The organism is Pseudomonadota bacterium (genome assembly GCA_016711215.1).
Lineage (GTDB): Bacteria > Myxococcota_A > Polyangia.
Genome location: JADJTL010000002.1, coordinates 998,744 through 1,012,388, shown reverse-complemented (window position 1 = coordinate 1,012,388; position 13,645 = coordinate 998,744). Strand labels below are relative to the sequence as shown.

Genomic DNA, 13,645 nt, shown 5'->3' with positions numbered 1-13,645 from the left:
CGCCCAGTCCGGGCTGTCCCAGCGGTCGAGGCTGTCCCTGCTCGCAGGGGTCGCGCTGGCATCGGCCACGACTGCCCTGCCACGCCCCGCCGAGGCCGGCGATCGCAGCGGACGGACGCGCTTCGCGCTGCCCCACACGGTCACGCGGCTATTGCTCAGCGCCGGCGTCGACAAGGCCCCGGCGGCGGCCCTCGCCGAGCGCTACGCGGCGCAGCCCCTCGCCCGCCGGCTCGACGAGGTGCTGCGAGCCCACGGGGCGCACTCTCCGACGGTGGCGCGTGACCAGCCTGAGCGCGCGACGGTCCAGGTCCGGCTTACGGGCGGCGCGGCCACGCTCGTGGCCAGCCTTGACGGCCGGCTGAGCTGGGATCTCCGCGTGGGCCGGGGTTATCCGGAGGCCGACGCGCCAGGGGTCGGACGCTCGACGACGCTGCTCGACGGCCCCGATGGTCGCGCGACCCATATCTCGGTCTTCACGCCGGCGCACCCTAAGGACGCCGCCCTGCTCGCCCTGCGCGCGTTCGTCGGCGCGGCGCTCGCGCGCGCGCAGGACGCAGAGGATGCACAGGACGCACAGGACGGGTCGCCGCTGCGCGCGGCCCTGGCGGTGACCCAGGAGCAGCTCGCCGGACGCGAGCTCGGGAAGCACGGGCGCGTCTGGACCGTCGCCAGCCTCCCCGGCGAGCGCGCCGCGGCCAAGGGCGCGCCACCTTCGTCGCTCGAGCGACTGCTCGGCGGCACCGACCCGCGTGGCCACCTGCCCGAGGCGTTGCGCCTCTGGCTTGCCGAGCTCTGGGAGGCGCGTTCGGACGCAGCACGCGCGGTCGAGGCGACGCTGCTGCTCAGCTGCGTGGAGCCCTATCGCAGCGAGTTCGACGACGCGAGGAGTCCGAGCCTCGCCGGGGCGCTGGATCGCCGCCGGCGCACCCTGCTCGCGCGGACGGCAGCCGTCGGCCTGCCCTCCGCGCCGCTGGCCGCCCTTTTCGCGGACCCGGTCCTGGCGTCGCTGGCCGCCACAGCCACACCGCCGCGCTGAGGGCGCGCCCTTAGCAGCCCGTTGAACCGCAATCGATCAACGGACGGCTAGCGCTGGCGCTCGTTGACGTCGCGCAGGCGATGGGCCAGCAGCTTGACGAAGGCGCGGTAGATGCGCAGCGCCGCGCGGTCGTTGGTCTGGATGAACTGATCGAAGCGCTGGCGCGTCACGGCCAGGGTCGTCGTCGCGCCCTTGGCCACCACGTTGGCCGACGTCGGCCCGTGGTCGATCAGCGCCATCTCGCCGACGCACGCGCCCTCTGCCAGGGCCGCGAGGTGGACGCTTCTCCCGTCGCCCTGGACGCGGACCACGGCGACCTGGCCGCTGGTGATGATATGCAGCGCTCGCCCCGGCTGGCCCTGCTCGATGATCACCTGTCCGTCGGCGAAGTGCTGCTCCTGAGACAGCTCATAGAGCGCGCGCGTGTCCTCGAGCGTGAGGTCCTGAAACAGGTCGAGCCGGCCGAGGTGGGTCAGGCCGCGACGCAGGGGACTGACCATCGAGGCCTCGGAATCGACGACGATCGGAAAATCGAGGGTCGGCGAGGGCAGCGAGGGCGGTTGCCCGGGCGGGCGCGCCGCGACGGCGACGGCAGCCGGCGAGAGCGGCGGCGGGCGCGCTGCGATAGGCTTGGCCGGGGGCGCCGCGGGGGCGTCAGAACAGGCCGCCAGGAGCGCTTCAGCGTCACGATAGCGCAGTCGGGTCGCCACCAGCCGCTCGAGCACCTGGCGCGCCGTGTCCCGCATCCCCAGCGCGAGGAGCTCCCGCCCGAGGCGGTAGTAGACCTCGGCGGTGTCCTGACCACAGGGGCGCGCGTTGGCCAGCGCGACGTAGTGGCGGAGCGCCTGCTGCCGCTGCGGCGTCGCGGCAAGGAGCTCGCCGAGCAGGAGCGTCGCTCGCACCGCCTCCTGATGCGTCGGCGGCAGCTTCTGCAGCACCTCGATCGCGTGGGCCGGCTGCTTGAGGCTGATCCAGAGCTGCGCCGCCTCGACGCTACGCCCTGCTTGCTCGAGGCAGCGGGCCGCGGCCTCCGGCTGCCTGAGCTCGAGGTAGGCGGCCGCGGCGCGGGCAAACTCCCCGCCGCGCTCGAAGAGCACGGCAGCGCGCTCGGAGTGGCCGGCCGAGCGAAAGAGCCGCGCCGCCTTGCTCGTGTCGTAGCTCTTCTCGGCCAGCTCGGCCGCGCGCTCGCGGTTGCCGAGCGCCTGAAAGAGCTCGCTGGCGCGGCTGAAGTCGCGCGCGAGGGCGAACATCTCGGCCATCGCCTGACGCGTGGTCGAGCCGGCGATCTTCGCCTCCGCCATCAGGGCGGGCGCGAGGTCCTCACCGCTTTGGGCATAGAGGTCGGCCGCCGCCGCCGTCTCGCCCTGAGCCAGGTGCTTGAGGATCACCGGCACCGCTTGCGGCGTGAGCACAAAGCCCTTGCCGTCAACAAACTCGAACTCGACCGCGCCGTGCCCACCACCCATCGCTGCCGCCTCCTGACCGCCGGCAAGGAAACGCGAAGCCACACCGGGTCGCCCGCGCCGTCGGGCCGCCGCGACCAAAGGGTTCCGCCGGTCCAGTGATTGTATCGCATCGCCTTCGCAGGAGCGCCAATCGACCATTGGGCTTTCGCGCGTGCCGCGCTGGCGCGCGCATGCCAGACTCGCAGCCTCTGAGCAGGTAGCCATCGCCGTGGCCGCGCCCAAACACGCCCCAACCCGCAAGCCCTCGAACGCCCCCGCAACCAAGGCGGGACCGGCATCGGCCGGGCGGGCATCGGCAGCGCGCGCCGAGGCGATTCACGTGATCGGCGCGCGTCAGCACAATTTGCGCAACATCGACGTCGCCTTCCCCCTCGGCGCGATCACCGCCGTCACCGGCGTCAGCGGCTCTGGAAAATCCTCGCTCGCCTTCGACACGCTCTATGCCGAGGGGCAGCGGCGCTACGTGGAGAGCTTCAGCCCCTTCGCGCGACAGTTCATGGACCGGATGGACCGGCCCGCGGTCGAGCGCATCGAGGGCGTGCTTCCAGCCGTGGCCGTCGATCAGAAGAACGCGATCAAATCGTCGCGTTCGACCGTCGGCACGGTCACCGAGCTGGCGGACTTCTTCAAGCTGCTGTGGGCCCACGCCGCCGTGCTGCATTGCAGCGGCTGCGGCGAGCCCGTCCGCAGCGACGAGGCACCGCAGCTCGCCGCCCGCTTGCTGGCGGAGCACGCCGGAAAGCGCGCGGCGCTCACCTTCGCGCTGCCGCCCTGTCGCACGATCAAGGCGACGGCGGTCGCGCTGAGCTGGTTGCGGAGCGAGGGCTTTCATCGGCTCTGGATCGGCGACGCCGCGCTCGAGCAGGACGCGGCCTCGGAGCCGCGCCTGGCCCGCCAGCTCAAGGGAGAGGCGATCGAGGTCGTGACCGACCGCCTGCGGCTGGACGAGGCGCAGCGCACACGGCTCGCTGAGGGCCTGCGAGACGCGCTCGACCGCGGACGCGGGCGCGCCAGCGTGCGGCTGCTCGACGCCGCGGGCGGAGGCGCGGCGCTGCGCTTCAGCCGCGGAAGACACTGCGCGGCCTGCGACCTGAGCTACCCGGAGCCGCTCCCCAATCATTTCTCCTACAACTCCCCGCTCGGGGCCTGCCCCGACTGCAACGGCTTCGGCGCCATCGTCGGCCTCGACCTCGAGCTCGCGATTCCTGATCCGCGGCTCTCGTTGGCCGCGGGGGCGATCCGGCCCTGGTCGACGGCGAGCACGACGCGCGAGCGCCGCGAGCTGCGCCGCGCCTGCGCGCGGCAGGCCATCCCGCTCGATCAGCCCTGGGAGGCGCTGCCCGCGCAGCAGCGCGCCTATGTCATCGAGGGCGACCGCAGCCAGCGCTGGGCCGGGCTGCGCGGCTGGTTCCGCTGGCTCGAGCGACGCACCTACAAGATGCACGTGCGCGTCCTGCTCTCGCGCTACCGCGCCTATCATCCTTGCCCGAGCTGCGACCGGACGCGCCTGCGACCCTATGCGCGCCTCTTTCGCCTCGGCGCGCGCACGCTGCCGGAGGTCTATGCGCTGAGCCTCGAGCAGGCCGCCCGCTTCTGCGATCAAGTCGCGCTATCGCCCGAGCAGCAGGCGCTGGCGGCGCCGGTGCTGCGCGAGATCCGGGCGCGGCTGCGCTACCTCTGTGAGGTCGGCGTGGGCTACCTGACGCTCGATCGGCAATCGCGCACCCTCAGCGGCGGCGAGGTGCAGCGCGTCAACCTGACGACCGCGATCGGCAGCGCCTTGGTCAACACGCTCTACGTGCTGGACGAGCCCTCGGTCGGCCTGCACGCGCGCGACAACGCCCGCCTGCTGGCGATCCTCGAGCGGCTGCGCGCCAACCGCAACACGATCGTGATCGTCGAGCATGACCCGGCGATCATCCGCAGCGCGGATCATGTGATCGACCTCGGCCCCGGCCCCGGCGCCGCCGGCGGCCAGGTCGTGTTCGCCGGCCCGCCCGGCGCGCTGGCCGCGGCCCGCGCCGTCTCGGCCACGGCACGGCACCTCTATCCCGCGTATTCCGCGCGCGACGCGCCTGCGGCTCAGCGCCCGCCACCCAGGCGCCAGCTCGACCCCGCGCAGCTTCAAGCCTCGCCCGCCCTGGTGGTGCGCGACGCCCGTGAGCACAACCTCGCCGGTCTCGACGTCAGGCTTCCGCTCAACGCGCTGACCGTCGTCAGCGGGGTTAGCGGCTCGGGGAAGTCGACGCTGGTCGAGACGGTGCTCTACCGTGGACTGCTGCGCCAGCGCGGTCGACCGACCGAGCTGCCGGGACGCTGCGCCGCGATCGAAGGCGGCGCGGCCCTGAACGACGTGGTGCTGATCGATCAAGGGCCCGTGGGCACGACGCCTCGCTCGAACCCAGCGACCTACGTCAAGGCCTACGACGCGATCCGCCAGCGCTTCGCCGCGCTGCCCGCGGCCCGGGCGCGGGGGCTGAGCGCGGCGAGCTTCAGCTTCAACGTGGCGGGCGGGCGCTGCCCGGCCTGCGAGGGGAACGGCTTCGAGCGCATTGAGATGCAGTTTCTCGCCGATTGCTTCGTGCAGTGCGAGAAGTGCGGTGGGCGGCGCTTCCAGGAGGAGGTGCTCGCCGTCACGCTCGACGGCCGCTCGATCCACGAGGTGCTGGCGCTGACGGTCGACGAGGCCGTGCTCTGCTTCGCCGAGACGCCAGCGGTTGCCGCGCGGCTGAGCGCGCTCAGCACGGTCGGGCTCGGTTACCTGGGGCTCGGACAGCCGCTCAACACGCTGAGCGGCGGCGAGAGCCAGCGGCTCAAGCTAGCCGCGCACCTGGCGCTGCACCGCAGCCAGAATACGCTCTTCCTGCTCGACGAGCCGACGACGGGCCTCCACGTCAGTGACGTGGCGCGGTTGATCGACAACCTCCACGCGCTGGTCGCGCTCGGCAACACGGTGGTGGTGATCGAACACCACCTGGACGTAATCGCCGCCGCTGATTGGGTGATCGACCTCGGCCCCGAGGGCGGCGCGGCAGGCGGCAGGCTCGTCGCTGCAGGAAGTCCCGCGGACCTCGCCGCCACGCCTGGCAGCCACACCGGGCGCTACCTGGCCGCAGAGGCAAGGCTAGCGGCGCCCGCCGCCCTGCGCTCGCCACCCCGCGACCGATCGCAGCCGGGTGAGTCGCAGCCGGGTGAGTCGCAGCCGGGTGAGTCGCAGCCGGGTGAGTCGCAGCCGGCGCCGCAGCAGCCGCTCGCGCCCGAGGACATCGTGCTTCGCGGCGCGCGCGTACATAACCTCGCCAACCTCGACCTGCGCCTGCCGCGCGACGCGCTGGTGGTGATCACCGGCCCCAGCGGCAGCGGCAAGAGCAGCCTGGCCTTCGACGTGCTTTTCGCCGAGGGGCAGCGCCGCTTCGTCGACTGCCTGAGCCCCTACGCGCGGCAATACGTCGCCCAGCTCGGCCGGCCGAATCTCGACGAGCTGCTCGGCGTGCCGCCGACGGTGGCGATCAGCCAGCGCACCGCGCGCGGCGGGCCTCAGAGCACCGTCGCCACGGTGACGGAGATCTATCACTACCTGCGCCTGCTCTGGGCTCGCATCGGCGTGCAGCATTGCCACCGCTGTGGCGCGCGCGTCAGCGGGCTGCAGGCGGCCGACCTCGAGGACCAGCTCGTCGCCGCGCACGCCGGGAGCGCAGTGCTGCTGCTGGCGCCGATGATCCGCGGCCGCAAGGGCCTCCACGAGGAGGTGCTGCAGCGGGCCGTCGCGCTCGGACAGGAGCGAATTCGCGTTGACGGGGTCGTGGTCGCCCTCGAGCCCCGGCCACGCCTGGCGCGCTTTCGTGCGCATGACCTCGACTACGTGCTCGGGGAGTTCGAGGTCGGCGCGCGCGCCTCGAGCGCGCTGCGCGAGGCGATCGGGCAGGCGCTCGCGCTGAGCGGCGGCACGGTGGCCGTGCTGCCGAGGACCGCCGAGGAGAGCGAGGTCACGCGCGAGCCCTCGCCACGCACCTACAGCCTGGAGCGGAGCTGCGGCCAGTGTGGGCTGGGCTACGAGGCACCCGATCCGCGCCTCTTCAGCTTCTCCGGCGGCGTCGGGGCCTGCCCGCACTGCCACGGCACGGGGAGCGCACCAGAGCAGCCGGCGCGGGGCACCAAGGCGGCGCGAGGCAGGAGCCGGCCTGCGGATCGTGCAGCCGGCGGGCGCGCGGAGGCAAGGTGCCGCGCTTGTGCCGGGACGCGCCTGCAACCGGCGGCGCTGGCCGTGCGACTGGGCGAGCGCTCGATTGCCGAGGCCACGGCGTCGACGGCGGGCGAGCTGCGGGCGTTCCTTGCCGGCCTGGCGCTCAGCCCGCGCGAGCGCACGATCGCGACGGCCGCGCTGCGCGAGCTCGACGCACGCTGCGCCTTCTTGCTCGAGGTCGGGCTCGATTACCTAACGCTCGACCGCGGTGCGCCGACGCTGAGCGGCGGGGAGGCCCAGCGCGTGCGCCTCGCCGCGCAGCTCAGCGCCGAGCTGCGCGGGGTGCTCTACGTGCTCGATGAGCCGACGATCGGGCTGCATCCGATCGATACGGCGCGCCTGCTCAAGACGCTGCGGCAGCTCGTCGTGCGGGGCAACAGCGTCGTGGTCGTGGAGCATGACGAAGAGACGATTCGCCGAGCGGATCACCTGATCGAGCTGGGACCCGGCGGCGGGCGCGCAGGGGGGCGACTGATGGCCGCGGGCCCTGGCGCGGCGGTGCTCGCCAAGTCCGACTCGCTGACGGCGCGCAGCCTACGGCTGGGCGGGCGCGCGCGTGCGGTCTACGAGGGGCGCGCGGTGACGCCGCAAACGCCGCGCCTCGAGCTGAGCGGGGTGCGCCATCACAACCTGCAGGGCGTCGATGTCACCGTGCCGCTCGGCCGATTGACGGTGGTCACGGGCGTCAGCGGCAGCGGCAAGAGCAGCCTGGTGCGCGATGTGCTCGCGACGGGGCTGCGTCGCGTTCACGCCGGAGGGCCGCCCTTGAGCGGCGCGCTCGAGGGCGCCGCGCTGGTGCATATGGTGCGCGAGATCGATCAGAGCCCGATCGGGCGCACGCCAGCGAGCACACCCGCGACCTACGTCGGGCTGCACGACGAGATCAGGCGCCTCTTCGCCGGCCTGCCCGAGGCGCGCGCGCGCGGCTACCGACCCGGCCACTTCAGCTTCAACGTGCGTGGCGGGCGCTGCGAGCGCTGTCGTGGTCAGGGTCAGGTCCGCCACGAGATGAGCTTTCTGCCTGACGTCAGCGTTGGCTGTGAGGACTGCGGCGGCCGACGCTACAGCAGCGAGACGCTGCAGGTGCGCTACCGGGGCCTCTCGATCGCCGAGGTGCTCGCGCTGACCGCCGCCCAGGCCGTGGAGGTGTTCAGCGCCTTGCCCAGGCTGCGCCGCGGCCTGGCGCTGCTCTGTGACGTGGGCCTCGACTATCTGCCGCTCGGGCAGCCGAGTCATAGCTTGAGCGGTGGCGAGGCCCAGCGGATCAAGCTGGTCGAGGAGCTGCAAAAGGAGGGCAGCCGCCAGGCGATCTACCTGCTGGATGAGCCGTCGACGGGGCTCCACCTCGAGGACCTGCGCAAGCTGCTGCTGGTGTTGCAGCGGCTGGTGGCGCGCGGTGACAGCGTGGTGGTGATCGAGCACAACCTCGACGTGATCGCCAGCGCCGATTGGATCATCGACCTGGGCCCGGGCGGCGGCGCAGCCGGCGGCACCGTGCTCTATCAGGGTCCGCGCGACGGCCTGCTCGATCACCCCGACGCGCCGACCGCGGCCTACCTGCGCGCGCACCTCGGCGAAGCCACGAGCGCTGGCGGCCCGCAGTGCTAGCCGAGATAGCGGCGCTCGAGATGGGTGCGGAAGCAGCCGACCTCGAGGCCGCGGCCCGTCGCCGCCTGCAAGAGCGCCTCACCACTGAGACGCGAGGCGTGCGCATGGACGTTGGCTCGCAGCCAATCGAGCAGCGGCTGGAAGTCGCCCACGGCGATGGCCGCAGGCAGCCCAGGCTCGGCGAGCATCGCCGCCTCGTGCAGCTGCGCGGCGGCGATCGCGCCCAGCGTGTAGGTCGGGAAGTAGCCGAAGGTGCCATCCATCCAGTGGATGTCCTGCAGGCAGCCCTGCCGATCGTCGGGTGGCGCGACGCCGACCAGCTCCTGCATCCCGTCGCGCCAGGCGGCCGGCAGCGCGCGCGGCGGCAGGGCGCCGCTGAGCAGCGCGCGCTCGAGGCGGTAGCGCAGGATCACATGCGCCGGATAGGTGACCTCGTCGGCATCGACCCGAATCAGGCTGCGCGCGACGCGCCGATAGACGCGCTCGAGGTTGTCGACAGACCAGGGGCTGGCGCCACCGACGCCCGCGGGCCCAGCGCCAAAGAGCGCGCCGAGCTGCGGGGCCAGCCAGCTCAAGAAGGGCCGACTACGACAGGCCTGCATTTCGACCAGCAGCGACTGGCTCTCGTGCAGCATCATGCCGCGGGCCTGCCCCACCGGCTGAAAGCGCCAGGCCGCCGGCAACCCCTGCTCGTAGAGCGCATGACCCGTCTCGTGGGCGACCGCCTGCAGTCCCTCGACGAAGCTATCCTCACGCCAGCGGGCGGTGATCCGCACGTCGTCGCCGCCGCTGCCGCCGCAGAAGGGATGCGCGCTGCGATCGAGCCGTCCGCGCTGGCTGTCGAAGCCGAGCGCCGTCATCACGCGCTCCGCCAACACGCGCTGGCGCTCGATCGGAAAGCTGACCGGCCAGGGCATGGGCGCCGGCTGCGCTGCCTGGCGCTCGATCACTGACGCGATCAGCTGTGGCAGGAAGCTGGCCAGCGCGTCGAAGACCTCGTCGACCAGGACAGCGTGCAGCCCGGGCTCGTACTCGTCGAGCAGCGCGTCGTAGGGGGCCATCCGCAGCAGCTCGCCCTTGGCCGTGGCGCGCTCACGCACCAGCGCCACCACGCGCTCGAAGCGCGGCAGCAGCGCGGCGAAGTCGTCGCGCGCGCGTGCCTCACGCCAGGCGACGACGCATTCGGTGCCCGCACGGGCCAGCGCGGCGACCAGCGGCGCCGGCACGCCCTGTTGGTGCCGCACGCGCCGACGCATCTCGTGGAGGTTGGCGCGCTGCCAATCATCGAGGGCCTCGTCGGCCGCGCGATCGAGCAGCTCGGGGAGCTGCGGCGCCGTCTCGAGCTCATGCAACACGGTGCGCAGCGCGGCGAGCTGCTCGCCGCGATCGGCTGCCGCGCCGGGCGGCAGCATGGTCTCGGTGTCCCAGTGCAGCAGCCCCTCGACCGCCGCCAGGCGACCGATGCGACCGAAGTGCGCCTCGAGCTTGGGGTAGGCCTTCATGGCAGGGTCCTCGCCCGCGCCTACTCGAAGGCCGCGCCTGGGCGCGCGCCCAGCGCCTTGAGGATCTTGGCCATCGGGCAGAAGCCGGTGAACGACGCCTGGAGCATATTGGCGCCGACGAAGCCCGTGAACCAGAGCCAATGCAGGCTATGGAGCTGCGACAAGGCCACGCTCGCCAGAATGAAGCTACCAGCCACGGCTAACACGATGCGATCGACGGCCATCTTCGACCTCCCTCCAGGCACGCGCAGCGCGGCCTAGGACGTGATTGCTAAACGCCCCGAGCCCCTCGGCGGGGTCGTCTCGACGTGGCGCGCACTATAGCCGATCGGAGGGCGGCTTGGAGCCGGAGCTGGCGGTCTGCGCCAGGAAGAGATCCTCGAAGTCCGGCGCGACGCGACGCGCGCTCAACCCGCGGGCGCGGAAGGCCTTGAGCACCGCCGCGTCGTCGGCCGTGCTCAAGACCACGCGCAGTCGGCCACCGGCCACGGAGACGGCACAGACCTGCGGCAGCGCCGCGACCCAGCCCTCTAGCCCTGCCACATCGTCCGCGGCGTCCAGCTCGTAGACCGGCTCGGCGAAGGCTGCCAGCAACGCCTCGGGGCGCCCGAGCAGCAAGGTGCGCCCCTGGTCGATCAGCGCGACGCGGTGGCAGCGCGCCGCCTCGTCCATATAGGGCGTGGTGACCAAGACCGCGATGCCCTGCGCCGTCAGCTCGAAGAGCAGCGCCCAGAGCTCGCGACGACTGACCGGGTCGACGCCGTTCGTCGGCTCGTCGAGCAGGAGCAGCCGCGGCTCCGGCAGCAGCGCGCAGGCGAGGGCCAGCTTCTTGTACATCCCCCCCGAGAGCTGCTCCGCGCGGCGCGTGGCGAAGCGCTCGAGGCGCGTCAGCGCGAGCAAACGCTCGCGACGCGCGCGGAAGTCCGCGCGAGAGAGACAGAACATCCGCGCGAAGAAGCGCAGGTTCTCGTCGACGCTCAGATCGCCGTAGAGACTGTATTGCTGCGGCATGTAGCCGATGGCGCGCCGCAGCGCCTGGTCGCGGCTGGTCGGCGCCTGATCGAGCACGCGCACGCGGCCCTCGTCGCTGCCGATCATGCCGGCGAAGATCCGCATCGCCGTGGTCTTGCCCGCGCCGTCGGGCCCCACCAGGCCGAAGAGCTCGCCGGCCTCGACCGTCAACGAGAGACAGTCGAGCGCCGTCACCGCGCCGAAGCGCCGCACGAGCCCCTCCGCCTGCAGGACGGGGGCCCCGGTCGCGGTTTCGCTCAAGGCCCGCGCCCGCCACCACCGCCCTGCGTGCCATCGATCGTCACCTCGACGGGCATCCCAGGCCGCAGGCGCTGACCGGGGTTGGGCAGCTCGGCGGTCACCGCGTAGACCAGCCGATCGCGATCCTCGCGCGTCTGCACGTTGCGCGGCGTGAACTCGGCCTGCGCGGCGACGCGACGAATCCTGCCGGCGAAGGCCTGCCCTGGATACGCATCGGCGCGCACGGTCACGCGCTTGCCGGCGACCGCGGCCGCGAGCTCGCGGTTGGGCACGAAGAACACCGCCTCGACGGGATCGAGGCGCACGATCGTCAAGATCCGACTGCCGGGCAGCGCCAGCTCTCCGGGCTCGAAGGCGCGCGTCTGCACCAGCCCGTCGATCGGCGCGCGCAGCTCGCATTCCTCGACCAAGGTCTGGGCGCGCTGGACATTCGCCCGCGCCGCGCCCACCGCGGCCAGCGCCGCCTCGGCCCGCTTGCGCACGGCCTGTGCGCGCGCCGCCGCCGCCGCCGCCTGACCGCGCGCCGCCTGCTGTTGCGCCTGCAGGGCGCCGAGCTGCTCGTCCAATTCGGTGACACGCGTGCTGATCCGGTCGAGCTCCATCACCGTAGCGCCACCCTCCCCCTGGAGCTGACCGATGCGCGCGGCCTGGCGCGTGCTCTCGGCGCGGCTGGCGCTGAGCGCCCGCGACTGCGCGCCGCTGGCGCTGGCGCTGGCCCGAGCGGCCTGCGAGGTCGCCAGCGCCCCCACGACCTCGGCCTGCGCTGCCGCGGCCTGGCCATCGGCGGCCGCGAGCTGCGCCTGCGCCGCCTGCAGGCTGGCCTGCTGCTCCCGGCAATCGAGCCGGACCAGGCGCTGCCCGGCACGAACACTCTCGCCCTCGACGACGGCGATGTCGGCGATCCGCGCGGCGAGGCGCGCCACCACATCGGCCTCCGTGCCCTCGATCACGGCGCTGCTGCCCACCGGCGCCAGCGCCGCGCGGCGCTGCGCGCGCAGCTTGATCGCGAAGCCGAGGCTGAGCCCGATCACCAGCAGGGCGAAGATTACGAGCATGCGTTTCATGATTTGACGCGTTTCATGGCTGGCTGCGTTTCATGGCTCGAGGCGAGCCTCAGGAGTCTCAGCGGCGGCGGGGAGCCGCACCCGGCCCCAGACCAAGAGGCGCTGCGCCTCGGCCAGGGCCGCCTCGAAGCGCGCGCGCTGGATCGCGATTCGGCTGCGATCGAGCGCGAGCTGCGCCTGGTGGACATCGAGGTCGGTGCCGCTGCCGACCTCGACCGCGGCGCGCGCCACGCGGAGGTAGACCTCGTTCTGTCGCAGGATCTCGCGCGCCGAGCTGAGGTCCGCCGCGGCGCTCGCCGCGCGCGCCTCGACGTCGATCAGCTCGCGCGCCAGCGCCTCGGCGGTGGCCTCCGCCTGAGCGCCGAGGCGCGCCGCCTGCTGCTCACCCTCGCGCACGCGCGCCCGCCGCAAGCCGCTGTCGAAGGCCTCCCAGCTCAGGACCAGCGCGCCCTCGAGCACGGGCCCGAACTCGAGCGCCAAGGCCCGTGGGTAGCGTAGGCCGGCGCTCGCGGCGAGGCTGAGCGTGGGCAAGAAGGTGCGCGCCTGGCTCCGCGCCAGGTGGGCCGCGGCGCGCTGGGCCGCGCGAAGCTGCCGCACCGGTGGCGGGGCCTCGCGGGGCGGCGCCGCGCCCCGCACCGCCACGCGCACCCCCGACCACTGCTCCAGCGCGCCCGCCAGCGGTGGGGCGGTGGCCAGGCCCAGCAAGTTGGCCAGGGTGCGCTGCTGCTGCACCTGCTGCACCTCGGCGCGGCGTCGCTCGGCCAGCAGCTCGGCCACGCGTACGCGCGCCTGCGCCAGCCCCACCTGCGTGCCCGCGCCCGCGCTCAGCCGCAGCGCGGCGCGCTCGGCCTCGCGCCGTGCCTGCGCCAACGATTCGTCGGCGATGCGGCAGACGTCGCGCGCGAAGAGCGCGCCAAGAAAGGCCACACGCACGGCGAAGGCGAGCCGGGCCGCCGCCAGCTCGCCTGCCGCCGCGCTCTGGCTCACGCCCTCGGCCGCCGCCGCCTCACGGCCACCGCGGCTGAGATCGAGGAGCCGCTCGCTGATCGTCAGGTTGAGCTGATAGCGATGGACATCGTCGACCGCGCGAGGGGTCAAGGTCGGACCGGCGGCCGTCGCCGGCAGGCGGATCTCGTTGATCGGCCAATGCGGCGAGTAGCTCGCCTCGGCCACGGCGCGCGGCCACGCCGTCGCCCGCGTCTGCGCCAGGCGCGCCTCGGCCTCCGCGCGGGCCAGCGCCGCGGCCCTCAGCTCGGGCGCCCGCGCGAGGGCCAGCGCGACGGCTCGCTCGAGCGTCAGCGGCTGGCCGCCGGGCGCGGCGCTGGCGGGGCCCAGGCCGAGGGCGACCAGCAGCCATGGAGCGACCCAGCGCCTGACGGCAAAAGACGGCACGGCGCGCACTCTATGGCAGGGCAGGCGCGCGAACAAGCCGGCCGCCGCGGCCGCTGGGCGCG

The 13,645-nt window shown here is 73.3% G+C and carries 8 protein-coding genes; 2 read left to right on the top strand and 6 right to left on the bottom strand.

The features are described 5' to 3' along the window. On the top strand, window positions 1-1,036 hold a 1,036-nt coding region (locus IPL40_09070; protein ID MBK8481312.1), incomplete at its 5' end, for a hypothetical protein. 47 nt (window positions 1,037-1,083) lie between these two features. Here the strand turns inward: IPL40_09070 and IPL40_09065 are convergent. Further along, window positions 1,084-2,544 carry a cyclic nucleotide-binding domain-containing protein gene (locus tag IPL40_09065; GenBank protein MBK8481311.1) on the bottom strand — a complete coding sequence of 487 codons (1,461 nt, stop codon included), beginning with the start codon at window positions 2,542-2,544 and terminating at the stop codon, window positions 1,084-1,086. Window positions 2,545-2,815: 271 nt separating this feature from the next. On the opposite strand from IPL40_09065, the gene uvrA reads away from it, so the two are divergent. Next, a complete protein-coding gene (gene uvrA / locus IPL40_09060) occupies window positions 2,816-8,353 on the top strand; it encodes an excinuclease ABC subunit UvrA (GenBank protein ID MBK8481310.1) in 5,538 nt (1,845 codons plus the stop codon). Here the strand turns inward: uvrA and IPL40_09055 are convergent. From IPL40_09055 to IPL40_09035, 5 genes are all read right to left on the bottom strand, one after another. Further along, window positions 8,350-9,855: a carboxypeptidase M32 gene (locus IPL40_09055; GenBank protein MBK8481309.1), complete on the bottom strand. Its 1,506-nt coding sequence runs from the start codon at window positions 9,853-9,855 to the stop codon at window positions 8,350-8,352. The genes uvrA and IPL40_09055 overlap by 4 nt on opposite strands. 20 nt (window positions 9,856-9,875) lie before the next feature. Continuing rightward, the gene (locus tag IPL40_09050) at window positions 9,876-10,079 is read right to left on the bottom strand and encodes a DUF2892 domain-containing protein (protein MBK8481308.1); all 204 of its coding nucleotides are present in this window, start codon (window positions 10,077-10,079) and stop codon (window positions 9,876-9,878) included. A gap of 94 nt (window positions 10,080-10,173) precedes the next feature. After that, window positions 10,174-11,127, bottom strand: coding sequence for an ABC transporter ATP-binding protein (locus tag IPL40_09045; GenBank protein ID MBK8481307.1), 954 nt, complete (start codon window positions 11,125-11,127; stop codon window positions 10,174-10,176). Beyond that, entirely contained in the window at window positions 11,124-12,191 is a 1,068-nt protein-coding gene (locus IPL40_09040; protein MBK8481306.1) for an efflux RND transporter periplasmic adaptor subunit, read from the bottom strand. The genes IPL40_09045 and IPL40_09040 overlap by 4 nt, the downstream gene beginning before the upstream one ends. Window positions 12,192-12,221: 30 nt before the next feature. Continuing rightward, complete coding sequence (locus tag IPL40_09035) at window positions 12,222-13,583, bottom strand: TolC family protein (GenBank protein ID MBK8481305.1); 1,362 nt, start codon at window positions 13,581-13,583, stop codon at window positions 12,222-12,224. Between the last annotated feature and the right edge of the window lie 62 nt (window positions 13,584-13,645).

What these genes read in the sequence shown, in the direction of transcription:
- IPL40_09055 (MBK8481309.1), bottom strand. Translation starts at nt 9,855, where the DNA reads ATGAAGGCCTACCCCAAGCTCGAGGCGCACTTCGGTCGCATCGGTCGC.
- IPL40_09050 (MBK8481308.1), bottom strand. Translation starts at nt 10,079, where the DNA reads ATGGCCGTCGATCGCATCGTGTTAGCCGTGGCTGGTAGCTTCATTCTG.
- IPL40_09040 (MBK8481306.1), bottom strand. Translation starts at nt 12,191, where the DNA reads ATGAAACGCATGCTCGTAATCTTCGCCCTGCTGGTGATCGGGCTCAGC.